The sequence below is a fragment of the Arthrobacter sp. HMSC08H08 genome, assembly GCF_001807575.1.
In the GTDB taxonomy this organism is placed as follows: domain Bacteria; phylum Actinomycetota; class Actinomycetes; order Actinomycetales; family Micrococcaceae; genus Pseudoglutamicibacter; species Pseudoglutamicibacter albus.
The window spans coordinates 59,300-81,698 of the sequence record NZ_KV789392.1 but is presented as its reverse complement, the minus strand read 5'-3'; the positions used below and the strand labels follow the sequence as shown (position 1 = coordinate 81,698).

The 22,399-nt window shown below is 62.5% G+C and carries 19 protein-coding genes; 11 read left to right on the top strand and 8 right to left on the bottom strand.

All coding sequences use genetic code 11. The features are described 5' to 3' along the window. Nucleotides 1-66: 66 nt before the first annotated feature. Both mscL and coaA read right to left on the bottom strand, forming a co-directional pair. Nucleotides 67-477 carry a large conductance mechanosensitive channel protein MscL gene (gene mscL, locus HMPREF3175_RS05480; RefSeq protein WP_035754357.1) on the bottom strand — a complete coding sequence of 137 codons (411 nt, stop codon included), beginning with the start codon at nt 475-477 and terminating at the stop codon, nt 67-69. Nucleotides 478-554: 77 nt separating this feature from the next. Further along, nucleotides 555-1,583: a type I pantothenate kinase gene (coaA, locus tag HMPREF3175_RS05475; RefSeq protein ID WP_083289425.1), complete on the bottom strand. Its 1,029-nt coding sequence runs from the start codon at nt 1,581-1,583 to the stop codon at nt 555-557. A gap of 191 nt (nt 1,584-1,774) precedes the next feature. Here coaA and glmS point away from each other — a divergent pair, with 191 nt between their 5' ends. Further along, a complete protein-coding gene (gene glmS, locus HMPREF3175_RS05470) occupies nt 1,775-3,649 on the top strand; it encodes a glutamine--fructose-6-phosphate transaminase (isomerizing) (RefSeq protein ID WP_070491077.1) in 1,875 nt (624 codons plus the stop codon). A gap of 101 nt (nt 3,650-3,750) precedes the next feature. Here glmS and galU read toward each other — a convergent pair whose 3' ends face one another. Next, nucleotides 3,751-4,644 carry a UTP--glucose-1-phosphate uridylyltransferase GalU gene (gene galU / locus HMPREF3175_RS05465; protein ID WP_141742476.1) on the bottom strand — a complete coding sequence of 298 codons (894 nt, stop codon included), beginning with the start codon at nt 4,642-4,644 and terminating at the stop codon, nt 3,751-3,753. A gap of 162 nt (nt 4,645-4,806) precedes the next feature. Here galU and HMPREF3175_RS05460 point away from each other — a divergent pair, with 162 nt between their 5' ends. Both HMPREF3175_RS05460 and HMPREF3175_RS05455 read left to right on the top strand, forming a co-directional pair. After that, nucleotides 4,807-5,157 carry a holo-ACP synthase gene (locus HMPREF3175_RS05460; protein WP_070491075.1) on the top strand — a complete coding sequence of 117 codons (351 nt, stop codon included), beginning with the start codon at nt 4,807-4,809 and terminating at the stop codon, nt 5,155-5,157. A 58-nt stretch (nt 5,158-5,215) separates the two neighbouring features. Then, nucleotides 5,216-6,901 carry a bifunctional ADP-dependent NAD(P)H-hydrate dehydratase/NAD(P)H-hydrate epimerase gene (locus HMPREF3175_RS05455; RefSeq protein ID WP_070491073.1) on the top strand — a complete coding sequence of 562 codons (1,686 nt, stop codon included), beginning with the start codon at nt 5,216-5,218 and terminating at the stop codon, nt 6,899-6,901. 53 nt (nt 6,902-6,954) lie between these two features. On the opposite strand, the gene sufU is transcribed toward HMPREF3175_RS05455, so the two are convergent. Genes sufU through HMPREF3175_RS05440 form a run of 3 tightly spaced genes read right to left on the bottom strand, consistent with a single transcriptional unit; the run spans nt 6,955 to nt 10,162 of the window. Continuing rightward, nucleotides 6,955-7,407 (bottom strand): Fe-S cluster assembly sulfur transfer protein SufU, encoded by a 453-nt coding sequence (sufU, locus tag HMPREF3175_RS05450; protein WP_070491071.1) that lies wholly within the window; start codon nt 7,405-7,407, stop codon nt 6,955-6,957. A 2-nt stretch (nt 7,408-7,409) separates the two neighbouring features. Continuing rightward, nucleotides 7,410-8,786: an aminotransferase class V-fold PLP-dependent enzyme gene (locus HMPREF3175_RS05445; protein WP_083289424.1), complete on the bottom strand. Its 1,377-nt coding sequence runs from the start codon at nt 8,784-8,786 to the stop codon at nt 7,410-7,412. A gap of 17 nt (nt 8,787-8,803) precedes the next feature. Next, a complete protein-coding gene (locus HMPREF3175_RS05440; RefSeq protein WP_176745134.1) occupies nt 8,804-10,162 on the bottom strand; it encodes a UDP-glucose dehydrogenase family protein in 1,359 nt (452 codons plus the stop codon). Nucleotides 10,163-10,251: 89 nt separating this feature from the next. On the opposite strand from HMPREF3175_RS05440, the gene alr reads away from it, so the two are divergent. From alr to tsaD, 4 genes are read left to right on the top strand one after another with little or no spacing between them, the layout of a single operon-like run. Next, nucleotides 10,252-12,126 carry an alanine racemase gene (gene alr, locus HMPREF3175_RS05435; protein ID WP_070491067.1) on the top strand — a complete coding sequence of 625 codons (1,875 nt, stop codon included), beginning with the start codon at nt 10,252-10,254 and terminating at the stop codon, nt 12,124-12,126. A 1-nt stretch (nt 12,127) separates the two neighbouring features. After that, entirely contained in the window at nt 12,128-12,838 is a 711-nt protein-coding gene (gene tsaB, locus HMPREF3175_RS05430; RefSeq protein ID WP_070491065.1) for a tRNA (adenosine(37)-N6)-threonylcarbamoyltransferase complex dimerization subunit type 1 TsaB, read from the top strand. Beyond that, nucleotides 12,835-13,389 (top strand): ribosomal protein S18-alanine N-acetyltransferase, encoded by a 555-nt coding sequence (gene rimI / locus HMPREF3175_RS05425; protein ID WP_070491063.1) that lies wholly within the window; start codon nt 12,835-12,837, stop codon nt 13,387-13,389. Before tsaB ends, rimI begins: the two co-directional genes overlap by 4 nt. Continuing rightward, complete coding sequence (tsaD, locus tag HMPREF3175_RS05420) at nt 13,386-14,537, top strand: tRNA (adenosine(37)-N6)-threonylcarbamoyltransferase complex transferase subunit TsaD (RefSeq protein WP_070491061.1); 1,152 nt, start codon at nt 13,386-13,388, stop codon at nt 14,535-14,537. Before rimI ends, tsaD begins: the two co-directional genes overlap by 4 nt. On the opposite strand, the gene HMPREF3175_RS05415 is transcribed toward tsaD, so the two are convergent. Both HMPREF3175_RS05415 and HMPREF3175_RS05410 read right to left on the bottom strand, forming a co-directional pair. Then, entirely contained in the window at nt 14,534-15,682 is a 1,149-nt protein-coding gene (locus tag HMPREF3175_RS05415) for a glutamate--cysteine ligase (RefSeq protein WP_070491059.1), read from the bottom strand. The genes tsaD and HMPREF3175_RS05415 overlap by 4 nt on opposite strands. Before the next feature lie 35 nt (nt 15,683-15,717). Beyond that, the gene (locus HMPREF3175_RS05410; RefSeq protein WP_070491057.1) at nt 15,718-17,049 is read right to left on the bottom strand and encodes a class I SAM-dependent methyltransferase; all 1,332 of its coding nucleotides are present in this window, start codon (nt 17,047-17,049) and stop codon (nt 15,718-15,720) included. Between the two features lie 329 nt (nt 17,050-17,378). Here HMPREF3175_RS05410 and groES point away from each other — a divergent pair, with 329 nt between their 5' ends. From groES to HMPREF3175_RS05390, 4 genes are all read left to right on the top strand, one after another. Next, nucleotides 17,379-17,675: a co-chaperone GroES gene (gene groES, locus HMPREF3175_RS05405; protein ID WP_035754342.1), complete on the top strand. Its 297-nt coding sequence runs from the start codon at nt 17,379-17,381 to the stop codon at nt 17,673-17,675. Nucleotides 17,676-17,750: 75 nt separating this feature from the next. Then, nucleotides 17,751-19,346 (top strand): chaperonin GroEL, encoded by a 1,596-nt coding sequence (groL, locus tag HMPREF3175_RS05400; protein ID WP_070491055.1) that lies wholly within the window; start codon nt 17,751-17,753, stop codon nt 19,344-19,346. Between the two features lie 205 nt (nt 19,347-19,551). Then, nucleotides 19,552-21,066 (top strand): IMP dehydrogenase, encoded by a 1,515-nt coding sequence (guaB, locus tag HMPREF3175_RS05395; protein ID WP_370991826.1) that lies wholly within the window; start codon nt 19,552-19,554, stop codon nt 21,064-21,066. Nucleotides 21,067-21,188: 122 nt separating this feature from the next. After that, a complete protein-coding gene (locus tag HMPREF3175_RS05390; RefSeq protein WP_070491053.1) occupies nt 21,189-22,331 on the top strand; it encodes a GuaB3 family IMP dehydrogenase-related protein in 1,143 nt (380 codons plus the stop codon). Nucleotides 22,332-22,399: the final 68 nt, after the last annotated feature.

The window sequence follows — 22,399 nt, the reverse complement described above, 5'->3', positions numbered from 1 at the left end:
TGGTTCCGGGCCCCAACCGTTTAACCGTTACATCGTCAAAGGTGAATCTTATTCAGAAGGTGAGTTTTAGCGGGCTACGTGGTCCCCAGCTGAACCCCGAGCGGTGCCGTTGAGGGCGTCGCGAATCTCGGTGAGCAACTGAATCTGTGGGTCGACTGCCTCGTCCTCTGGCTCGATGCCGAGCTTGCGGTTGCGGCGCTCGATCATCTTGTTCATTGGCATCACGATGCAGAAGTAGACAGCTGCAGCGATGAGCAGGAAGTTCACGACAGCGGTGAGGAAGACACCGATCTTGACGGAACCGAAGACCAGCCAGTCATCGAAGTTCGGGGTGCCGACCAGCATCGCGATAGCAGGCATGATGACCGAGCCTACGAGGGCGTCGATAACCTTACCGAAAGCGGCGCCGATGATGACAGCCACGGCAAGATCCATGACGTTGCCTTTGGAGATGAAATCTTTGAATCCTTGGATCATGCTAAAAGTATAAATGCATGACGAGTGCTTTGGGAGGCAACCGCGAACTATTGGCGTGTGATCTGCGTCAGGTTCACTCAGATTTTCCGTAACAGCATGTGGTGGACCGAATGGTCTGAGTCTTTTGTTAGTACCAGCTGGGCGCGCCCTCGGGTTGGGCGCACGTTCTGGGTCAGGTTCGGTTCGTTGATGCGCGTCCAGATGCTGGTTGCGGTCTCGATCGCTTCCTCGTCACTGAGTTGGGCGTAACGATGGAAGTAGTTATCCGGCAGACTGAACGCCTTGGTGCGAAGACGCATGAAGCGTTTGATGTACCAATCGCGGATGTCTCGGGTGCGCGCGTCCACATAGATGGAGAAATCGAAGAAGTCACTCAAGGCAAGCCCCACGGTCCCATCCCCGCGCCGGCGAGGTGGGGCGAGGACGTTGAGGCCCTCAACGATCAGCACATCCGGCTGGTCTACGACCGTGAATTCGTTCGGGACGATGTTATAGAAGTGGTGCGAATACGTAGGGACTTTGACGTTGGGTACCCCGGATTTCACTTCCGTGATGAACCGCATCAGGGCTCGCTGGTCATAGGATTCGGGGAAGCCTTTGCGGTCCATGATGCCGCGGCGGATGAGCTCCTCATTGGGGTAGAGGAAGCCGTCGGTGGTCACGAGTTGCACTTTAGGGGTGCCTGGCCAGAGGCTCAGTAATTCACGCAGCACGCGGGATGTTGTGGATTTGCCGACAGCTACGGAACCTGCGACTCCGATCACGAACGGGGTGCGGCGGAAGTGCTCTCCGAGGAACCTGTTGGTCGCCGAATGGGTAGCCGCCGCGCCTTCCACATAGAGGGAAAGCAAACGTGAGAGCGGTAAATAGACTTCCCGGATCTCGTCTTGGTCGAGGCGGTCACCGAGCGCGTTGAGGCGTTGGACGTCCTCGGTGCTGAACGGTTGCTCCATCGTGTGAGCCAGGCGGGCCCACGTGGCACGGTCCAAGCCTACAAACGGGGAACGGCCGCCAGCGTTCTCGCTGTGTGCGGCTCTGGCGGTGTTCTGGTTCTCTAGCGAGGCGTCTTCTAACGCTTCATCAATGAGGTCCTCGGCGGTGGTCATCCTCTTCATTGTGTCATCTTTAACGCGCGCGTGTTGAAAACGGTCTGGCCACCCACGCTGTTCGGCCACGCAGGCACCGCACACGTGGGGCAAGGGAGTTCGGTTGGCAAGGGTGTTCGGTTGGCAACGGTGGTCTGTTAACAGGGGCGTTCGATTAAAAGCGGCGGGGGAGAGGTGATAAATTTTTTTGCATGTGCGGAATCATCGGATACGCCGGCCCGGGGCCGGAAAACACTGGCAAGCATGACGCCCTCGATGTGGTGCTTGAGGGGCTCAAACGCCTGGAGTACCGGGGCTATGACTCCGCAGGTGTGGCAGTCGATGCCGGCGACGTTGTCGAATACCGGAAGAAGGCCGGCAAGCTCGGCAACCTGTTGGCGGAGCTTGAAGCGAATCCTCTGCCGGCATCGGGCACTGGCATTGGCCACACCCGCTGGGCCACCCACGGCGGCCCGAGCGATGTCAACGCGCACCCGCATGTGGCTGATGAGGGGCGGCTCGCGCTGATCCATAACGGGATCATCGAGAACTTCGATGCGCTCAAAAAGCACCTGCTGGAAGCCGGCTACACCTTTAAGTCGGAGACGGACACCGAGGTAGCCGCGGTCCTGTTGGGGGACGTGTACCGCAACGAGGCCGGAGGCGACCTCACGAAGGCGATGCAGATGACCGCTTCCCGGCTTGAGGGCGCGTTCACGCTGTTGGCGATCCACGCTGAACATCCTGGGGTTGTGGTTGCGGCACGCCGTAACTCGCCACTGGTTGTGGGCCTGGGCGAGGGTGAGAACTTCCTCGGCTCTGACGTCTCGGGCTTCATCGACTTCACAAAGCGTGCGGTTGAGCTGGATCAGGACCAGGTGGTCACGATCACCCCAACCAGCCACGAGATCACTGACTTTTCCGGCAACCCTGCTGAAGGCACTGAGTTCACGGTCGATTGGGACGCGGCCTCGGCATCGAAGGACGGCTTTGAGTCCTTCATGGCTAAAGAGATTTTCGATCAGCCGGAAGCGGTCGCGAACACGCTACTGGGGCGTACGGATGCCCGCGGGCACCTCAAACTCGATGAGCTGCGTATTGACGAGGCCGAGCTCAAGGGTATCGACAAGATCATCGTGCTCGCGTGCGGTACTTCCGCTTATGCAGGCCAGGTCGCTAAATATGCGATCGAACACTGGTGCCGCATCCCGGTTGAGGTCGAGTTGTCCCATGAGTTCCGGTACCGCGACCCGATCGTGACCCCATCCACGTTGATCGTGACGATCTCCCAGTCCGGGGAAACCATGGACACCCTCATGGCGTTGCGGTACGCGAAGGAACAGGGCGCGCGTACGCTCGCGATCTGTAACACGAACGGCTCATCGATCCCACGCGAATCCGATGCGGTGCTCTACACCCACGCCGGCCCGGAGATCGCGGTGGCCTCAACCAAGGCGTTCCTCGCCCAGGTTGCGGCGACCTATCTGCTGGGCCTGTACTTGGCGCAGCTACGCGGCAACATGTTCTCCGGCGAAGTCGCTGACCTGCTGGCCGATATGGCGGAGATCCCGGACAAGATCGAGAAGATCCTGGCCCAGAAGGACCAGATCAGCGAGCTCGCTCGCAGCATGGCCGAGACCGAAGCGGTACTGTTCTTGGGCCGGCACGTGGGCTACCCGGTAGCGATGGAAGGTGCGCTCAAACTCAAAGAGCTCGCCTATATCCACGCCGAAGGATTCGCCGCTGGTGAGCTCAAGCACGGCCCGATCGCGCTGATCGAGGAAGGCCAGCCCGTGTTCGTTGTGGTGCCGTCCCCATCGGGCCGCCACTCGATGCATTCGAAAGTGGTCTCCAACATCCAGGAGGTCCGCGCCCGCGGCGCCCAGACCCTTGTGATCGCTGAGGAAGGCGACGAGGCCGTAGGTAACTATGCTGAATGGGTCTTCCGTGTCCCAGAGACCAAGGCCCTGCTCGCCCCACTCTTGACGGTGGTTCCGCTCCAGATCTTCGCGATGGAGCTTGCCTCCGCCAAGGGCCTGGACGTTGACCAGCCACGCAACCTCGCAAAGTCAGTGACCGTCGAATAACGTTCCAGTTCACGCACTCACCGCAACGCAGTCACCTGAACGCATCCGACGCAGCGAACCCAGCGCAGCGAACCCAGCGCAGCGAACCCGACGCCGACCGGCTATGAAGCCGTGAACTCGTTGAGCCACTCCCGTAGCTCCGGGCCGAGGTCCTCGCGCTGGCACGCGATCTCGATGACTGCTTTGAGGTAGGAAAGCTTATCGCCGGTGTCGTAGCGGCGGCCACGGAAGATGACCGCGGTCACGCCGCCGCCTTCTTCAGCTGGCATCGCGGCGAGTTCAAGCAGGGCATCGGTCAGCTGGATTTCACCGCCACGGCCGGGAGCGGTGCGTTCAAGTACATCGAAAACCGCTGGGTGCAGAACATAACGGCCGATGACCGCGAGGTTCGACGGCGCATCCGCAACAGCTGGTTTCTCCACGAGGTCAGTCACGCGAACAAACTCCTCGTCCTGGATTGCCTCGACGGCAGCGCACCCGTAGGAGGAAATATCTTCCGGATCCACCTCCATGAGGGCGATCACGGACCCGCCAACGCGTGACTGCACAGTGATCATGTCACGCAGCAGGGTAGAGGACTCCTCAATGAGGTCATCACCGAGCAATACCGCGAACGGCTCATCACCCACATGCAGAGCTGCGCGGCCAACCGCGTGACCGAGGCCTTTAGGTTCACCCTGGCGGATGTAGTGGACATCGCCGAGCTCAGCAGCCTGCTGGACAGCTTTAAGGAGCTTCTTCTTACCCGCTAGCTGCAACTGATTTTCGAGGTAAGGGGAGGCATCGAAATGATCCTCAAGCGAACGCTTAGGCGCCCCAGTAATCATGAGGAGATCATCGAGCCCCGCGTTCACTGCCTCTTCAACGACGTACTGGATAGCTGGCCGGTCAACAACCGGCAGCATCTCTTTAGGCATCGCTTTCGTAGCTGGGAGGAAACGGGTTCCGAGGCCTGCCACAGGGAAGACAGCTTTGCGGACTTTGAACTGGTTCATGTTCCGCATTAAACCAGCGAAGGTTAGCGGCAGGTAAATAAAACCTGTATGCGTGGCGGTATTCACAGGCATTCAGCAGGGGCCAGCTTGCTTAGCGGCCGCGAGCCTCGGATGCCGATGGCGCGCGAGCAAAGCGTGTGTGAACAGCGATAGCATCGAAACATGATTGTGGGCATCGGTGTTGATGTTGTGGACGTTCCGCGTTTCGAGAAGCTGATCCAGCGCACCCCTGCTCTGGTTGAACGTCTGTTTTGCCCCAGCGAGCGTGAGGTGCGGACCCGCTCGCTGGCCGCGCGTTTCGCCGCGAAGGAAGCGGTCGCGAAAGCTCTCGGCTCCCCCGGGGGAATGGTGTGGCATGACTGCGAAGTGTGCACACTGGACTCCGGCGCCCCGGTGCTCGATGTGCGCGGTAGCGTGAAAGAGGTCGCCGACCAGCTCGGTGTCAAAAGCTGGCACATATCCCTCACCCACGACGGCGACGTAGCGATCGCGTACGTGATCGCCGAAGGCTAGAACAAACAGGCCCGCGAGACAGGCCCCGAGACAGGCTCCCAGCCCGGAAGGTACACCGATGCACCTGCTCTATAGCCCCGACGAGGTCCGCGCGGCAGAAGCCCCGATGCTCGCCGCATGCGAAGCCGCAGGCAACCCCGATCAACTCATGCGACAGGCGGCCTACGGGCTTGCCGTGCACATCGCCCGGGCCGTCACCAACCGGCCCGCCCTTCCGGAACCGACCGTGGCCGGGCCTGAAACGTTAGCCGCGCTCACAATGCCGGCACCGTCCATGCCCGGGACGGGTTCTCAGTTGCGTGGGGCGCTCATCGTGGGTTTGATCGGCCCCGGCAACAACGGCGGTGACGGACTCTATGCGCTCGCCGAGCTTTCCGGTCGCGGGGCACGATGTGTGGCCGTGATGGTCGCGGACCGCTGGCACGAACGCGCTGCAGCCGCGGCAACCGCCGACGGGGTCGAGGTCGTGAAGCACCACAAACATGAGGCAGGGCAGGGCTCTGGCGCGACGAAGCATAACGAGGTGCTTCAGCATCTAGCTTGCGCGGATGTGATCGTGGACGCAGTACTGGGGATCGGCGCGAAAGGCGGGATGCCGATTCCCGGCTGGGACGCGGATGCGCAGACCTGGGCGGTGCACGGGGAAACCCTGGACGCGCTGGTTGTCGCAGCCGACTGCCCCTCGGGGCTCAACACACAGACCGGCAACGCGGATGAAATGGTGCCGCTCGCGGACATCACGGTCACGTTCGGCGCACTCAAACGCGGGCTCGTGGCCGGGGCGGCGCGTGAGAAAACCGGCGACATCTACCTCGTGGAAATCGGGCTACAGGCCCCGCAGGATACTCACCTCATGCCGCGGCTTATAACCCCCGCCGACGCTGAGAGCGAGCTCCTGGCGCCACGCCCCGGCGACCACAAATATTCGCGTGGAGTCCTCGGCATGGTCGCAGGTTCGCCCGCCTATCCCGGGGCCGCGGTCCTGTGCTCTACAGCAGCGGCCGCCATCGGAGCGCACGATGCCGGGCGCGGCGGGATCGGGATGCTCGTAACCGCAGGGCGTGGGGCTGCTGGCCAGGCTGTGGTGCAGACTCTGCCGGAGGTCGTCAACATCGACAGGGCTGAGCTTGCTTCGCCGGCCGGCTCGGCAGAATCAGCATCGAACGGGTGGCCTGCGGTGGCCTCTAAGGTGAACGCGTGGGTCGTAGGCCCGGGGCTCGGGGAAGAGCCCGAAGACCTCGAACCGGCGCTCGCCGTGATGCGCGGTGCCCAGGGCTCTGTGATCGTGGATGCCTCAGCGCTCGCGGTATGGGAACCCTCGATAGCGGCTCGGACTGACACGGATGCCGGAGCTGAAGTCAGCACTATGGTCCACGTGTTGACGCCTCACGCGGGAGAGTTTCTAGCGCTTGTGAACCGGTTGGGTATAGACGCCGCGGACCCGGCTGAAGACCCGGTCTCCGCAGCACGGGATCTGGCGGCAGCTGTTGGCGCGGTTGTGCTGCTCAAAGGCTCAGCGACGGTGGTTGCTGCGCCGAGCGGCGTCACGTTCCTCGCGGCATCCGCGGCTGCGAAGCTCGCGCGCGCAGGTTCGGGGGATAAGCTCGCCGGTGTCCTGGGGGCGATGCTCGCAACCCACGCCGCTCGGGCCTCGGCCCGCGGCGAAGAACTCAGCCTGGAACGCATTGCTCAGTTGTGTGCCGCAGCCGCGGTCGTGCACGGCATGAAGCACAGCGCCGCATAGCCTTCCCAGCGCCGTGAACTTACCCAGTGCCGTGAACTACAGCGCCCGGGGGATCACTGCTGACGGAATAGGAGCGCTTCTGCGTAGGCGGCCTGGAACGCCTTCCAGCTCATGAGCACACACTTGACCCGGTTGGGGTACTTTGCGGCACCAGCTAACGCGACCGCATCGCCGATGATCTCCTCTTCGGCCTCAACCTTCCCGCGGGAGTGAAGCACCTCATCGAAATGGGCGGTCATCTCCTCGATGTCGCTGACCGGCTCGCCTATGAACAGGTCCGCCATCATTGAGGCGGAAGCGCGGCTCATCGCGCAACCAGCCGCCTCATAGGAGATGTCCTCGACTGTTGCGCCGTCTTCGGAGAGTTTCAACCGCAGCTGGATCTCGTCGCCGCACACCGGGTTCACGTGGTGTACATCGGCGTCAAAAGGCTCACGTAAGCCCGCGTGTTTGGGGTGCCTATCGTGCTCGAAAATCAGCTCTGAATACAGCGTATTGAGGTTCATGGTCACCGGAAACTGTTGAAGTAGTCGATGGTTTTCTGCACGGCCTCAACGAAAGCGTCCACCTCAGCCACCGTGTTGTAGACGCTGAAGCTCGCGCGCGTGCTCCCGTGGATCCCGTAGCGGCGGTGCAGCGGCCACGCGCAATGATGCCCCACACGCACCAGCACACCCTGAGAATCGAGAGCCTGCCCCACATCGTGCGGGTGCAAACCCTCGATGCTGAACGCGACCGCACCAGTACGGTGCCGCTCGGCTTGGTTGCCCGTGCCGTCCTCGCCGTGACCTTGCTCGCCGTCGCCCGGCACGTTCAGCCCCGCGCCGATGATGCGGAGGCCGTCGATGCGGCTCAAACCCGTGAGCGCGCGCTCCACGAGCTGGGCTTGATGCGCGGCGACGTTAGCCATGCCCAGCGCGTTGAGGTAATCGCACGCGGCGGCGAGCGCAACGGCTTGCGCTGTGGGTGGGGTTCCTGCTTCGAAGCGTGCCGGAGGCTCAGCGTATGTGGTGTGCTCCATCGTGACGATCTCGATCATCGAACCGCCAAGCATGAACGGAGGCAGGTCTTTGAGGAGTTCGTAACGGCCCCACAAAACACCGATGCCGGTGGGGGCGAGCATCTTATGGCCGGAGAACGCGAGGAAATCAACATCGAGCTGCTGAACATCCACGGGCATGTGAGGGACGGACTGGCACGCATCGAGCACTGTGAGCGCGCCGACTTTCTTCGCCGCGGCAACCAGTTTCGCTACCGGGGTGATGGTTCCGGTGACGTTGGATTGGTGCGTGAATGCGAATACTTTGGTGCGTTCGGTCAGTAGCGTTTCAAGGTCTGTCAGATCCAGTTGGAAGTCATCCGTGAGTGGTATCCAACGCAAGGTGGCGCCGGTCCGGCGGGCGAGCTCTTGCCACGGTACGAGGTTCGCGTGGTGTTCCATCTCGGTGATGAGGATCTCGTCCCCGGGGCCAACGCGGAGCCGGGGCGGGGTCGAGTCGTCTCCGTTGCCTAACGCGTAGGCGACGAGGTTGAGGGCCTCGGTCGCGTTCTTCGTGAACACCACTTCGTTGGCTGATGCGGCGCCGATGAAGTCGGCGATGGTCTCACGTGCGTCTTCGTACGCGTTCGTTGCGGCTTCAGCGAGCTGATGCGCGCCACGCTTGACCGCAGCGTTAGACCCCAACACGAAATCAGTCTCAGCGTCCATGACTTGCTGTGGGCGCTGGGAGGTCGCCCCGGAATCCAGATAGATCAAACCGGAACCGTCCGCGGCCTTACGGTTCAGGATCGGGAAATCCGCCCGAACCGCATTGACCTCGAATCCAGTGTTGACATCAGATCCGGTGCTGACGTCGAATCCGGTGTTGACATCATGTTCAGTCATGACGCTCCTCGCTACTTCTACTCGCTGTGGCCTTCGCTCTTGTGCCCCATGCGGTCCAGGGTCCACCCTGCGGAAGTCCATGCTTGCGGATCGAGCACGTTGCGGCCATCGATCATGTAACGATCCGCAACAACCTCACCGAAGGAAACCGGATCGAGGTTCTTGAATTCATCCCATTCGGTCAGCAACAGCACAACGTTCGCGCCGCGTGCGGCATCTTCGGCGGAGTCCGCGTACCGCAAGCGTGGGAAGCGTTTAGCCGCGTTCTCCATGCCTTGAGGGTCATATACAGACACGTCTGCGCCAGCTGAATACAGGCGGGCGGCAACATCCAAGGCGGGGGAGTCACGCACGTCGTCCGAATTCGGTTTGAACGCCGCACCTAGCACCGTGATGTGTGCCCCGTGCAGGTCGCCTCCCACCGCACGCTCGGCAAGATAGATTGCGCGTTCTCGGCGGCGCAGGTTGATCTCGTCCATGTGGTCGAGGAACCGCATGGTGTGCGGAAGGCCGAGCTCGGACACGCGCGCCTGGAGAGCACGGATGTCTTTAGGTAGGCAGCCGCCACCGAAACCGATGCCGGCGTTGAGGAACTTACGCCCGATGCGCGGGTCCATCCCGATCGCATCCGCGAGCGTCTTGATGTCCCCACCCACGGTCTCTGTGATCTCAGAGAACGCGTTGATGAAGGAGATCTTGGTAGCCAAGAACGCATTCGCGGCGACCTTCACCAGCTCGGAAGTCTCGAAATCGGTCACCACCAGAGGCGTGCCGTCGGCCAACGGCTTCGCGTACACCGCACGCAGGATGTCTTCAGCCCGCTGGGAACGCACCCCGAATACCAACCGATCAGGGGTCAGCGTGTCCTCAACAGCGAACCCTTCACGCAAAAACTCAGGGTTCCAACACAACTCCGCGTTGATGTCCAAGCCGCGTTTAGCCACCAGCTTCTTCAACCGCTTCGCCAAACGCGCCGCAGTACCTACAGGGACCGTGGACTTACCAGCAATCAGCGTGTCCTTCGAAACCACGGCACCCAACGAATCAATTGCGGCATCGACATAACGCATGTCCGCGCCGTGATCGTTCTCCCGCTGCGGGGTACCAACACCGATGAAGTGAACATCCGCATCGGCGACCTCTTGATAATCCGTAGTGAAACGCAAACGGCCTTCACGTACGTGGCGGGCCAGCATCTCATCCAGACCCGGCTCATGAAACGGAAGCACCCCGGCGTTGAGACGTTCAACACGTTCAACCTCAACATCAACGCCGACCACCTCGAAGCCGAGCTCCGCCATGCAAGCGGCATGCGTAGCCCCCAAATATCCCGCACCGATCACTGAAATCTTCCGCGGCTGTGCTGCATCCTGCACGAATGTTCTCCTCACAGTTGGCTACCTATGATCTTAGGCGTTGAGTCGCATACCCAAGCCCGAACCTGGTGAAGGTCTACGCTAGAAGGGTGTGTTCCCACAGTCTTTCCTCCACTTCCAGCCCCGCGGGTGCGGATCATAATGCGTCCGATGCGGTTGGCACCGCTACGTTTGGCGCCGATGACGCGGCGCAGGCCCCGGCATCGGCTCCGGTGACGCAATGGTTACATGCCCACGATGCGGTAGCGGCTGCCCCTGAACGCTGCGCCGAGATTGACCTTGGCGCGTTGGCCGCCAACGTCGCCAGGATCCGTCAACAGGTGGGGCAAGCGCACATCATGGCGATCGTCAAAGCGCAAGCCTACGGGCACGGCGCGATCGAGTGCGCGCGCGCCGCGCTGGATGCAGGCGCCACATGGGTAGGGACCGCGCACGTGAGCGAGGCGCTTGAGCTGCGTGCCGCGGGCATCGAGGCGCCGATGGTGTGCTGGCTCCACACATCGGACACCGACTTCGAGGCGGCCGTGGCACAGGGCATTGACGTGGGGGTATCCGGTTGGGAACTGGACCCGATGATCGAGGCGGCACGCGCGGTGGGGCGCACGGCACGGATTCACCTGAAAATCGATACCGGCTTAGGCCGCAACGGGTGCACCGCAGCCGAATGGCCACATCTTGTGGAGCGCGCCGCCGCGGCCGAACGCGCCGGGGACATCCGCGTGGTGGGTGTGTTCTCCCACTTCGCGATGGCCGATGAGCCAGAACACCCCGCCAACGACGTGCAGACCCAGGCTTTCGAGGACGCGCTCGCGGTGGTCGCGGACGCCGGGTTGAAACCTGAAGTGCGTCACATCGCGAACACCCCGGCGACGTTCACGCGCCCGGATGCGATCTATGACATGGTCCGGGTCGGTCTGGGCCTCTATGGTTTATCTCCTTTTGAAGGGGTGTCCTCGGCCGAGCTGGGGTTGCGGCCGGTCATGCGCCTGGTTGCGCATGTGGCCGCAGCTAAACGGGTCGATGCGGGCCAAGGTGTGTCCTACGGCCTGCGTTGGCGGGCAGAGAAACCGACGACGCTGGGCCTGGTTCCCGTCGGTTACGCCGACGGCATCCCGCGGATCGCCGAAGGCACCCACGTGACGATCGATAGCGTGCGGTATCCGGTGGTGGGCCGGATCGCAATGGATCAGTTCGTGATCGACCTCGGTGCTGCCGCAGACCCAGCGGAATTTGTCGGTAAAGACACCGTGGTGTTCGGTGACCCAGCACATGGTGAACCCGGTGTTGAAGAGTGGGCGGGAGCCGCCCACACCATCAACTACGAGACCGTCACCGGGATCTCCGACCGCGTCCCACGCCGCATGATCCCCGCCAGCCGCGCAGATGACAGCTCACTGTCGTTGACTATTCCAACCCCAGCGGCGATGCAGAGCTTCGCCCGCACACTCGCAACCGAACTCCAAGCAGGCGATGTTCTCATCCTGACCGGGGAACTCGGCGCCGGCAAAACAACCTTCACCCAAGGCCTCGGCGAAGGCCTCGGCGTGCGCGAAGGCATCACATCGCCAACATTCGTGCTCTCCCGCATCCACCCCTCACTCAGCGAAGGCCCAGCACTCGTCCACGTGGACGCCTACCGGCTCGGATCCGCAGAAGAACTCGAAGACCTCGACCTCATCGACACCGTGGACGAATCCGTCACAGTCGTCGAATGGGGCCGCGACCGCGCCGAAGGCCTCTCCGAATCCCGCCTCGAGATCACACTCGACCGTCCCATCGGCGGCAACACGGCCGCACAACCCGACAGCGAGGCCCCAGCCCCGTGGGAAGTCGAAGACGAAGAAGAAGCCGCCGCACCCCGCATCGTGACCCTGCGCTGGATAGGGCCACGCTGGAACGAGGCGGCAACCACCGGACTGCGCGCCGCGCTCGCCGAATTCACTGACACCGTGAAGGAGGGCTGAAATGCGCGACGGCATCAAGAAGATCCTGGCGTTGGATACCTCATCAGTGGTTTCCGTCGCGTGCGTGACTGTGAGTACTGAAGGCGTTGAGGTTGTTGCGGAGGCCGTCACGGATTCCACGACCCGGCACGCCGAAGACCTCATCCCCGTGTGCAAACAGTTGCTCGCCCAGGCTGGGTGGGAACGCCCAGACGCCGTCCTGGTCGGGGAGGGGCCAGGCCCCTTCACGGGTCTGCGGGTGGGGATCGCCGCAGGCCAGACCCTCGCCTTCGCGTGGGGTATAGACGCCTACGGCGTGTGCTCGCTCGACGGGCTCGCCGCCCAACTACTGGCCGAAAGCGGTCTTGCCAGCGATCGTGCCGCTACAGATGCCGAACCGGTCGTGACAGCGGCGCTGGATGCCCGCCGTCGTGAGCTGTACTGGGCGAGCTATGCACGTAATGGTGCGCGCGTCGACGGCCCGCACGTAACCAAGCCTGGCGAGCTATCGGCCGCTTATCCGGTAGGTGGTGCCGGGGCGGGTGTTCGCGCGGAAGAGCTAGCTCAGGCTGGTATCCCGGTGCTCGCCGGAACCGAAACCACGCCGGTATCCGCGGCATATCTGGCCCGCGCCTGGTACGCCGCCGGCATGCCAGCTAACCCGCCGGTCGCGCGGTATCTGCGCGAATCCGACGCGGTGGTCCCGGCCGCGATGCAAGGCCGCCAACGATGAGCACCGACTTAGCCCCCGCTACCGAAGCTGAGCTGGCGCGAGCCCCGGAAGGCTATATCGTGCGACAGCTGGATGTGGGCGATGCCGCGGAACTCATGCCGCTTGAAGCCGAGCTTTTCCCGCTGGACCGCTGGGATGAACGCATGATGCGCGAGGAGCTTTCCCACCCCGAATGGCGGCAATACTGGGGCGTGGCTGAGATGGGAGCTGGCGCGCTGATCGCGTATGCGGGTCTGCAGTACAGCCCGCACATCGCGGATATTCAGACCATCGGGGTTGTGCCGGAGCATGCTGGCCGCGGGGTCGCGAAGTACCTGATGTGGCTCATGGAGTCCCGAGCGCGAGACTGGGGTGCGACCCACATGATGCTTGAAGTGCGCGCCTCGAATGAGCGCGCGATCCACCTGTATCACCGCAACGGGTTTGAAGAGATCGCCCGCCGCCGCGGATACTATCCAGGTGGCGCGCCCGGCCACCCGAGTGCACCCGGCAAGCCGAGTGCCGGCGAAGACGCCCTGATTATGCAGAAAGACATCCGAGGGAAGCTATGAACACCGTGAAACCTGAGGCCCTCGATACCCCAGGGGGCTCTGCAGCTACAGTTTCAGGCCCGGTCGTTCTGGGTATTGAGACCAGTTGCGATGAGACGGGCGTGGGCATCGTCCACGGAACCACGCTGCTTGCTAACGCGGTTGCGTCCTCGGTGGATGAGCATGTGCGTTTCGGCGGGGTCATCCCGGAGATCGCTTCGCGCGCCCACGTTGAGGCGATGGTCCCGACGTTACGTTCAGCTTTAGAGACCGCGGAACTCACGCTCGATGATGTCGATGCGATCGCCGTGACCGCCGGGCCTGGCCTAGCGGGCGCGTTGATGGTGGGTGTTTCTGCCGCGAAAGCGCTCGCGTTAGCTACCGGCAAGCCGCTGTACGCGGTCAACCATTTGGTTGCGCATGTCGGGGTCGGTGTGCTCGATGGTGGAGAGCTACCTCCGAACCTCGGCGCGGTGCTGGTTTCGGGCGGCCACACCGAGATCCTCAAAGTGGATTCGCTGACTGCTGACATCACGATGCTGGGCTCGACCATCGACGACGCCGCGGGCGAAGCCTACGATAAAGTCGCCCGCCTGCTGGGGTTGAGCTATCCGGGCGGCCCCGTGATCGACAAGCTGGCGGCCCAAGGCAACCGGAAAGCGATCCGCTTCCCGCGCGGACTCACAACGGGCAAGTTCATGGGAGCCGCGGAAGAACCGGGGCCGCGCCGCTACGACTTCAGCTTCTCCGGACTGAAGACCGCCGTAGCACGCTATGTTGAGCACTGCGAAGCAACCGGGGAAGAACTCGTCATCGAAGACGTATGCGCCTCGTTCCAAGAAGCCGTCGTGGACGTCATCACATCCAAAGCCGTCATGGCGTGCCGAGAACACGGGCTCACAACACTGCTTCTAGGCGGCGGGGTCGCCGCGAACTCACGCCTGCGCGAACTGCTCGCCGCCCGCTGCGCCTCCGCCGGAATCCAGTTACGCATCCCACCGTTCTCCCTGTGCACCGACAACGGCGCGATGATCGCCGCACTCGGCGCCCAACTCGTGATGAACGGCGTAGAACCCACCGGAACCGACTTCGGAACCGACACCTCACTACCCGTCAGCACGGTGTCTATGAAAAGCACCGTGTCAATACCAGCGCCACCGGCGCGTTAGCGATCAAGTGAGGCGTGCAGGCGTTGCGAGTTATCCTGCACAACCGCAGCTAAGTCGCCGCCATTAGCCTCAGCCACATTGCGTTGCTGTTCGTATTCGCACGCCTGCTGCATCATCGTCGTGATGTGGTTGAGTTCCTCAGCGCAACCCAGCCGTTCAGCGATCGGGGCGAGCCGTTCAACATCCTGAGCGATCTGATCGGTCACCAGCAGCTCATCACCGGCCGAATTCAGGATGATGATCGCTTCACGGCCGTAGCGGGCCGCACGCCACTTGTTCTCGACGCGGAACCACGGCGTCATGACCGGGATGTCCCATCCGGCATCCAGGGCGTCCGACATCTCCGTGACGAGGCACTGGGTGTAGGCGGCGACAGCGGCGATGTCATCCAAATCCGGCAGCCCGTCGCAAATCCGCATCTCAACGGTCCCGTATTTAGGGACCGGGCGGGCATCCCACCGGATCTCATCCAAAACATCCACCACGCCCGTGTGTAGCATGTCCGCGACATAGGACTCGTATTCGAACCACTGAGAGAAATGGAACGGCAGCCCCGCGGTGGGCAGCTGCTGGAACATTAACGATCGTTGCGAACCGTAACCGGTGTCAGCCCCACCCCAGAACGGCGAAGAAGACGTCAACGCCAAAAGGTGCGGCTGCTTATTGATCAGACCATCAACGATCGGCAGGGCCTTATCCCGGTGATCGATCCCAACATGCACGTGCACCCCGTAAATGACCATCTGCCGGCCCCACCACTGGGTGCGGTCAATCAAGGTCGCGTACCGCTCCTTATCGGAAACCTCTTGCAGGGTCGGCTCCGCGAAAGGGTGGGAGCCTGCGCAATACAGGGACGTGTTGAGCGGATCCAAAATATCGCTCACGTCACGCGCAGTGGAAGCGAGATCCTCGATCGCATCGGACACCGTGCGGTGCACGCCGGTCACGCACTCGACCGTGTTCTGTAGCAGCTCGCGCGTGAGCCGCGGCGCGCCGTCCGGATGGTTGATGCGGCCCTGCTGACCGAGCTCGTCGATGATGCGTGGGGCTTCCGGGCGCAAATCGCCGGTGTCGCGGTCTACGAGCGCGATCTCCCATTCGATCCCCAGGGTCGAGGGCTCTGACGGGGTGAATTCGATGCCCATAGGTCTCCTCGCATCGGTGGCGTGCAATTAGACGATCATACGGCGGAGCCGGGGATGAGCTCACATCCGAAGACGATTCGTTGCTTCCCGATGCGCGTGAGCACAAGCGTTGCCGAGCCGTCGCCGTGGCCTTTGCCCAGCAGAATCGTGCGCAACTCTTCCGGTGCGACGTCCAGGCCGCGCTTTTTGATGGTGAGCTGTCCGATGCGGTTGTTGCGCACCCAGGTGCGTAGCGCCTTGATCTTGTAGGGCATAACCATGTCGATGCGGTAGCTGTTGGCCAGCGGCGTGGTTGAGGCGGTTTCGCCGGTGAGGTAGGCGATGTGCGGGTCCAACCCGGTCGCCTCGAGCTGTACTGCGAGGTCTGCTACGAGCCCGGCGCGGATGACTGCGCCGGCAGGTTCGTGGAGATAGGTCCCGTAGGTCGCTGGGTCTGAGAGGGCGGGGAGTGACAGGTTGCTGTCGGTTTCGATCACGGGCACATCCTCGCCGAGCGCGAGCGCATCTGAATCCAGGTCAGGGTGGGCGGCACTCGAGGTCAGTTCTGCAGCCTGATCGTCCTTCAACACCAGCGCGGCCCTCCGCACCTGCGCCCGCCGCGCCCCGTTAAACCACAGCGTGGCTTCGACCACGCTGCCGTTGTGCTCAACCCACTGCGCTTCCGCGGTCTCAGGGATCGATTCGTGCGGGATCCCAGGCCCGAGCTTGACCCCCATCGGAAGCCCACGGTCAGCCAGTGTCTCCACGAAAGACAACGGGGGAGAGAACGCTTCAGGGTTCCAGCGGCGCCGCGTGCCCGAAGTTGTGGTTTCGCGGCGTGCTGGGTCCATCCACACCGCATCGGCGGCAGAAATATCGGCTTCCTCAGCGAGCCCATGCACCACCGTGACGTTAGGGAACGGAGCGGTGTTCACGGTCGCCGCGGCCGCCGTGACCTCGTCGGCCTCGACCGCGGTCACATCGATTCCCAGCGCGGCCATCGCCATCGCGTCCGCACCCAAACCGCAACCGAGGTCCGCAACGTGTCGCACACCGGCATCGCGCATCCGGCCCGCATGGCGCGCAGCAACAGGTAGGCGGGTTGCCTGTTCGAGGCCCGCCTGCGTGAGAATCATCCGCTCAGCGAATGGCCCGAACTTAGCCCGAGCCTTGAAACGCAAGGCAAGCTGATGCACGACGGCGGAAACCAGGCCCGCTGAATGCCCGGCCTTGCGCAGGCTCAAGGTCAGCTCGGTTGCTAACTTCTTGGTCGCAGCCTGATCCGGGGTCAGCTGGGAGAGCAGCTTTTGGCCTTCAGGTGTGAAGGCCGCGGCGATCGGCTCCGCCGGGTTAGACGTGATGGAGCCTTCTTTTTTGGTGGATGCCATGCTTCCAGCTTGTCATGAATGTGCCGGAAGGCGGCGTAGGGGAAAGGGGCAGGTGATGGCGGCGAGGTGCAGCAGGGCGAGGTGTAGCAGAGCATCGGGCGGGGTAGTAGAGGGCGTGGCGAGCACGCTCAAGGCGAACAATTGGCACTCATCTTGACCGAGTGCCAGATAACTTCCTAAAGTGGAAGACATCAGCACTCGGAAGCCGAGAGTGCTAAATCCGAGTGCGCAAGCCATCAGCTGCTTCCGGTCGACACCCGCGACGACGCCCGGAGGACGCGTTGTATGGCCCGTACACCTACAGGTCTATTACGCAAAGGAGAGGTCCCATGTCGATCTCTATCAAGCCCCTCGAAGATCGCATCGTCATCCAGCAGCTCGAAGCCGAGCAGACCACCGCTTCCGGCCTGGTGATCCCAGACACCGCCAAGGAGAAGCCTCAGGAAGGCAAGGTTGTTGCCGTTGGTGCAGGCCGCGTGGATGACAAGGGCAACCGCATCCCAGTGGACGTCCAGGAAGGCGACGTCGTGATCTACTCCAAATACGGCGGCACCGAAGTCAAGATCGGCGGCGAGGAATACCTCGTTCTGTCCGCTCGTGACGTGCTCGCAGTAGTCGAGAAGTAACCCTTCCCGGTTTCTCACAACTCTTGATCTAGCGGCCTCCCGTAACCCGGTTGAGGCTATGAAGGAGTAAAACGAATGGCAAAGCAGCTTGCGTTCAATGACGCGGCGCGCAAGGCCCTCGAAGCCGGCGTTGATCGCCTGGCGGACACCGTCAAGGTCACGCTCGGCCCGCGCGGGCGCAACGTGGTCCTCGACAAGCAGTGGGGCGCACCAACCATCACCAACGACGGCGTGACCATTGCCCGCGACGTCGAGCTCAAGGATCCATACGAGAACCTGGGCGCGCAGTTGGCTAAAGAAGTAGCCACCAAGACCAACGACATCGCCGGTGACGGCACGACCACCGCAACCGTTCTGGCGCAGGCCCTGGTCAAAGAAGGCCTACGCAACGTAGCGGCAGGTGCTGCACCAGGTGAAATCAAGCGCGGCATCGAAACCGCAGTTGAGGCCGTTGAGGCCCGCCTGTTGGAGAACGCGCGTGAAGTTCAGGACGAGAACGTCGCCCACGTCGGCGCGATCTCCGCGCAGTCCGATGAGGTCGGCGAGCTCCTGGCAGAGGCGTTCAAGAAGGTCGGCACCGACGGTGTCATCACCATCGAAGAATCCAACACGACCCAGACCGTGCTGGATGTGACCGAGGGCATGCAGTTCGATAAGGGCTACCTCTCTCCACACTTCGTGACCGACGCTGAACGTCAGGAAGCAGTCCTCGAAGACGCTTACGTGCTGATCAACTCCGGCAAGATCTCCGCTCTGCAGGACATCGTTCCGTTGCTTGAGCATGTCTTGAAGGAATCCAAGCCGCTGTTTATCATCGCTGAAGACATCGAAGGCGAAGCGCTTTCGACCCTCGTGGTGAACAAGTTGCGCGGAACCCTCAACGTTGTTGCCGTGAAGGCCCCAGGCTTTGGCGACCGCCGCAAGGCGATGTTGCAGGACATCGCGATCCTCACCGGCGCCCAGGTTGTCTCCCAGGACCTCGGCTTGCGTCTGGACCAGGTTGGCCCAGAGGTGTTCGGTAAGGTCCGCCGCGTGACCGTGACCAAGGACAACACGACCCTGGTCGACGGTGCAGGTGACGAGGAAGAAGTGGCCGCACGCGTAGCCCAGATCAAGGCAGAGTATGAGAACTCTGACTCCGAATGGGATAAGGAGAAGCTCCAGGAGCGCCTGGCTAAGCTCGCCGGCGGTGTTGGCGTCATCAAGGTTGGTGCCGCAACCGAGGTTGAGCTCAAGGAACGCAAGGCACGCATCGAAGACGCCGTTTCCTCGACCCGTGCAGCACTCGAGGAAGGCATCGTCGCCGGTGGCGGTACCGCGCTGGTCGATGCGCTCCACGTGCTCGATGAAGACGAGAACCTCAAGGCATTCGAAGGCGACGCCGCAACCGGTGTTGACATCGTCCGCCGCGCCCTGGTGACCCCGGTCAAGCAGATCGCAGCCAACGCAGGCTTCGATGGATCCGTCATCGCAGCGAAGGTCTCCGAATCCCCAGCCAACCACGGTTTCAACGCCAAGACAGGCGTCTATGAAGACCTGCTGGTAGCTGGCGTGATCGACCCGGTCAAGGTGACCCGCTCGGCACTGCGCAACGCGGCATCGATCGCAGCGCTTGTGCTGACCACTGAAACCCTGGTTGTGGATAAGCCAGCCGAGGAAGACGAAGACTAAACCCTTCCTCCCGGCCCGGCGCAACCGGCTCAAGCGCTAGCCACAACACCAGCGTGAAAGCCGGCCGAAAGATCTGGTGGCCCGCCCGAGACGAACTCGGGCGGGCCACCGCCGTTTAAGTTGTACACATCACGGCCTTGCCCGCAACAACGCGCGACACTCTAAGATGGACACAAACCATCACCTGCCGTTGAAAGGTGCGTCCGTGAGCTCAAGCGATGACTTCAACCCATTTGCCTTCGAAGGCCTCACATACGATGACGTCCTGCTGTTACCAGGGCCAACCGATGTGATCCCTTCCGAGGCGGACACGACCACACAGCTGACCCGCCGCATCGACATCAAGGTGCCGATCATCTCCGCCGCGATGGACACCGTGACCGAGGCGCGGATGGCGATCGCGATGGCGCGTCAGGGCGGCATGGGGATCATCCACCGCAACGTATCCATCGACGATCAAGCACGCCAGGTCGATACGGTCAAGCGTTCTGAATCCGGGATGATCAGTGACCCGGTCACCGTCAGCCCTGAAGCCACGCTCGCTGACCTCGATGCGCTGTGCGCCCGCTACCGGGTCTCCGGCCTGCCGGTGGTGGATGAGGAACGCACCCTGCTCGGCATCATCACCAACCGTGACACCCGTTTTGTGCCACGCGCTGATTGGCCAAGCATCAAGGTCTCCGAGAAGATGACCCCGATGCCGCTCATCACAGCCCCTGTGGGCACCACGCGTGAGAAGACGCTCGAGCTGCTAGCTCAGCACCGCATCGAGAAGCTTCCGTTGGTTGATGACCGCAATAAGCTCATGGGCCTCATCACCGTCAAGGACTTCGATAAGGCCGAGGATTATCCGCTGGCAACCAAGGACGACGAGGGCCGCTTGCGTGTTGGCGCGGCTGTCGGTTTCTTTGGCGAGGGCTATGACCGTGCGATGGCGTTGGTTGATGCCGGCGTGGACGCGCTGGTGGTGGATACCGCGAACGGGCATTCCCAGGGTGTTCTGGACATGATCGCTCGCCTCAAGAAGGACCCTGCCGCAGCTCACGTGGATGTGATCGGCGGGCAGGCTGCAACCTATGAGGGCGCGAAGGCGCTCATCGACGCTGGCGCGGACGCGATCAAGGTGGGCGTTGGCCCGGGCTCGATCTGCACAACCCGCGTTGTTGCCGGCGTTGGTGTCCCGCAGGTCACCGCGATCTATGAGGCATCCAAGGCAGCACGCAAGGCCGGTGTCCCGTTGATCGCCGATGGCGGCCTGCAGTACTCCGGTGACATCGGCAAGGCGCTGGTTGCTGGCGCTGACTCGGTCATGCTCGGCTCGCTACTGGCCGGAACCCAGGAATCCCCAGGCGACCTGGTGTTCGTCAACGGCCGCCAGTTCAAGAGCTATCGCGGCATGGGCTCGCTCGGTGCGATGCAGACCCGCGGGAAGAACACCTCGTATTCGAAGGACCGCTATTTCCAGGCCGATGTGCCAAGTGATGAGAAGCTCATCCCGGAAGGCATCGAAGGTCAGGTCCCGTACCGCGGCCCGCTCGCCGCGGTTGTGCATCAGCTTGTGGGTGGCCTGCGGCAGACCATGTTCTATGTGGGCGGCCACACGATCGCCGAGCTGAAGGAGAAGGGCAAGTTCGTCCGCATCACCGCAGCTGGCCTGAAGGAATCGCATCCGCATGACATCGCGATGACGGTCGAGGCCCCGAACTACCGCCGCGGCTAAGGAACAAGCCCACAGGGCTTGTTACCGCACGCTTTCAACCCTGTTACCGGTGGTGGCCCCTGAGCTGGGGCCGCCACCGTTATTTAAGGGCTTTCCCGCTGGGCTGTTGATAGCCTTGGATCGTGACTAGCGAGATTGAGATCGGCCGTTATCGTCGCGCCCGCCGCGCGTATTCCCTCGATGATGTGGCAATTGTGCCGAATCGTCGTACACGTGACCCGGAGGACGTGTCGACCAGGTGGCAGATTGACGCGTTCACGTTCGATGTGCCGTTCATGGGGGCGCCGATGGATTCGGCGATGTCACCTAAGACGGCGATCGCTTTGGGCAAGCTGGGCGGCCTAGGGGTTCTGAACCTGGAAGGTATCTGGACCCGCCACGAGAACCCTGAAGCGGTGCTCGAGGAGATCGCCTCGCTTGAATCGGCTCAGCAACGCGGCTCCAACCCGAAGGTGACTCGCCGCCTGCAGGAACTGTTGGCGGCCCCGATCCGTCCTGAGCTGATCCATGAGCGCCTAGCGGAGATCCGTGAAGCCGGGGTAGTGGTTGCTGGTTCTTTGACGCCGATGCGCACCCAGGAGCACTACCGCACGGTGCTTGAAGCTGGCGTGGATCTGTTCGTGATCCGCGGGACCACGGTATCGGCAGAGCACGTGTCTGAGGGCCGTGAACCGTTGAACCTCAAGCAGTTCATTTACGAGCTCGACGTTCCGGTGATCGTGGGTGGGGCTGCCGGCTACACCCCGGCGTTGCACTTGATGCGCACCGGGGCGGCGGGTGTTCTGGTTGGTTTCGGTGGCGGCGCTACCGGCACAACCCGCCGTGCGATGGGCATCCACGTACCGATGGCGACCGCAATCGCCGATGTGGCTGCGGCACGCACCGCGTACCTGGATGAATCCGGTGGCCGCTACGTGCACGTCATCGCTGATGGCGGCGTCTCGACCTCGGGTGACATCGTCAAGGCTTTGGGCTGTGGTGCTGATGCCGTGATGTTGGGTACCGCCCTGGCTCGTGCCGAGGAAGCGCCCGGTCACGGCTGGCACTGGGGCATGGAGGCCGCCCACGAACGTCTGCCGCGCGGAGACCGCGTGTTTGTTGGCACGGTTGGCCCGCTCGAACAGGTTGTCTACGGGCCATCGCATCACACGGACGGAACCTCGAACCTCGCCGGAATGCTGCGCTCCTCGATGGCCACGACCGGTTACGTGGACCTCAAACACTTCCAGCACGTCGACATGGTGCTGGCCCCATACAGTTCCTAGTCCGTAAAGTTGCTAGTCCGTACAGCTGCCAGTCAGTACAGCTACTGGTCAGTACATTTCGCTGGTGG

Excerpts from the sequence above, each read along its gene's own strand:
- mscL (WP_035754357.1), bottom strand. The coding sequence starts at position 477 with ATGATCCAAGGATTCAAAGATTTCATCTCCAAAGGCAACGTCATGGAT.
- coaA (WP_083289425.1), bottom strand. The coding sequence starts at position 1,583 with ATGACCACCGCCGAGGACCTCATTGATGAAGCGTTAGAAGACGCCTCG.
- glmS (WP_070491077.1), top strand. The coding sequence starts at position 1,775 with ATGTGCGGAATCATCGGATACGCCGGCCCGGGGCCGGAAAACACTGGC.
- galU (WP_141742476.1), bottom strand. The coding sequence starts at position 4,644 with ATGAACCAGTTCAAAGTCCGCAAAGCTGTCTTCCCTGTGGCAGGCCTC.
- HMPREF3175_RS05460 (WP_070491075.1), top strand. The coding sequence starts at position 4,807 with ATGATTGTGGGCATCGGTGTTGATGTTGTGGACGTTCCGCGTTTCGAG.
- HMPREF3175_RS05455 (WP_070491073.1), top strand. The coding sequence starts at position 5,216 with ATGCACCTGCTCTATAGCCCCGACGAGGTCCGCGCGGCAGAAGCCCCG.
- sufU (WP_070491071.1), bottom strand. The coding sequence starts at position 7,407 with ATGAACCTCAATACGCTGTATTCAGAGCTGATTTTCGAGCACGATAGG.
- HMPREF3175_RS05445 (WP_083289424.1), bottom strand. The coding sequence starts at position 8,786 with ATGACTGAACATGATGTCAACACCGGATTCGACGTCAGCACCGGATCT.
- tsaB (WP_070491065.1), top strand. The coding sequence starts at position 12,128 with ATGCGCGACGGCATCAAGAAGATCCTGGCGTTGGATACCTCATCAGTG.
- rimI (WP_070491063.1), top strand. The coding sequence starts at position 12,835 with ATGAGCACCGACTTAGCCCCCGCTACCGAAGCTGAGCTGGCGCGAGCC.
- tsaD (WP_070491061.1), top strand. The coding sequence starts at position 13,386 with ATGAACACCGTGAAACCTGAGGCCCTCGATACCCCAGGGGGCTCTGCA.
- HMPREF3175_RS05415 (WP_070491059.1), bottom strand. The coding sequence starts at position 15,682 with ATGGGCATCGAATTCACCCCGTCAGAGCCCTCGACCCTGGGGATCGAA.
- HMPREF3175_RS05410 (WP_070491057.1), bottom strand. The coding sequence starts at position 17,049 with ATGGCATCCACCAAAAAAGAAGGCTCCATCACGTCTAACCCGGCGGAG.
- groES (WP_035754342.1), top strand. The coding sequence starts at position 17,379 with ATGTCGATCTCTATCAAGCCCCTCGAAGATCGCATCGTCATCCAGCAG.
- groL (WP_070491055.1), top strand. The coding sequence starts at position 17,751 with ATGGCAAAGCAGCTTGCGTTCAATGACGCGGCGCGCAAGGCCCTCGAA.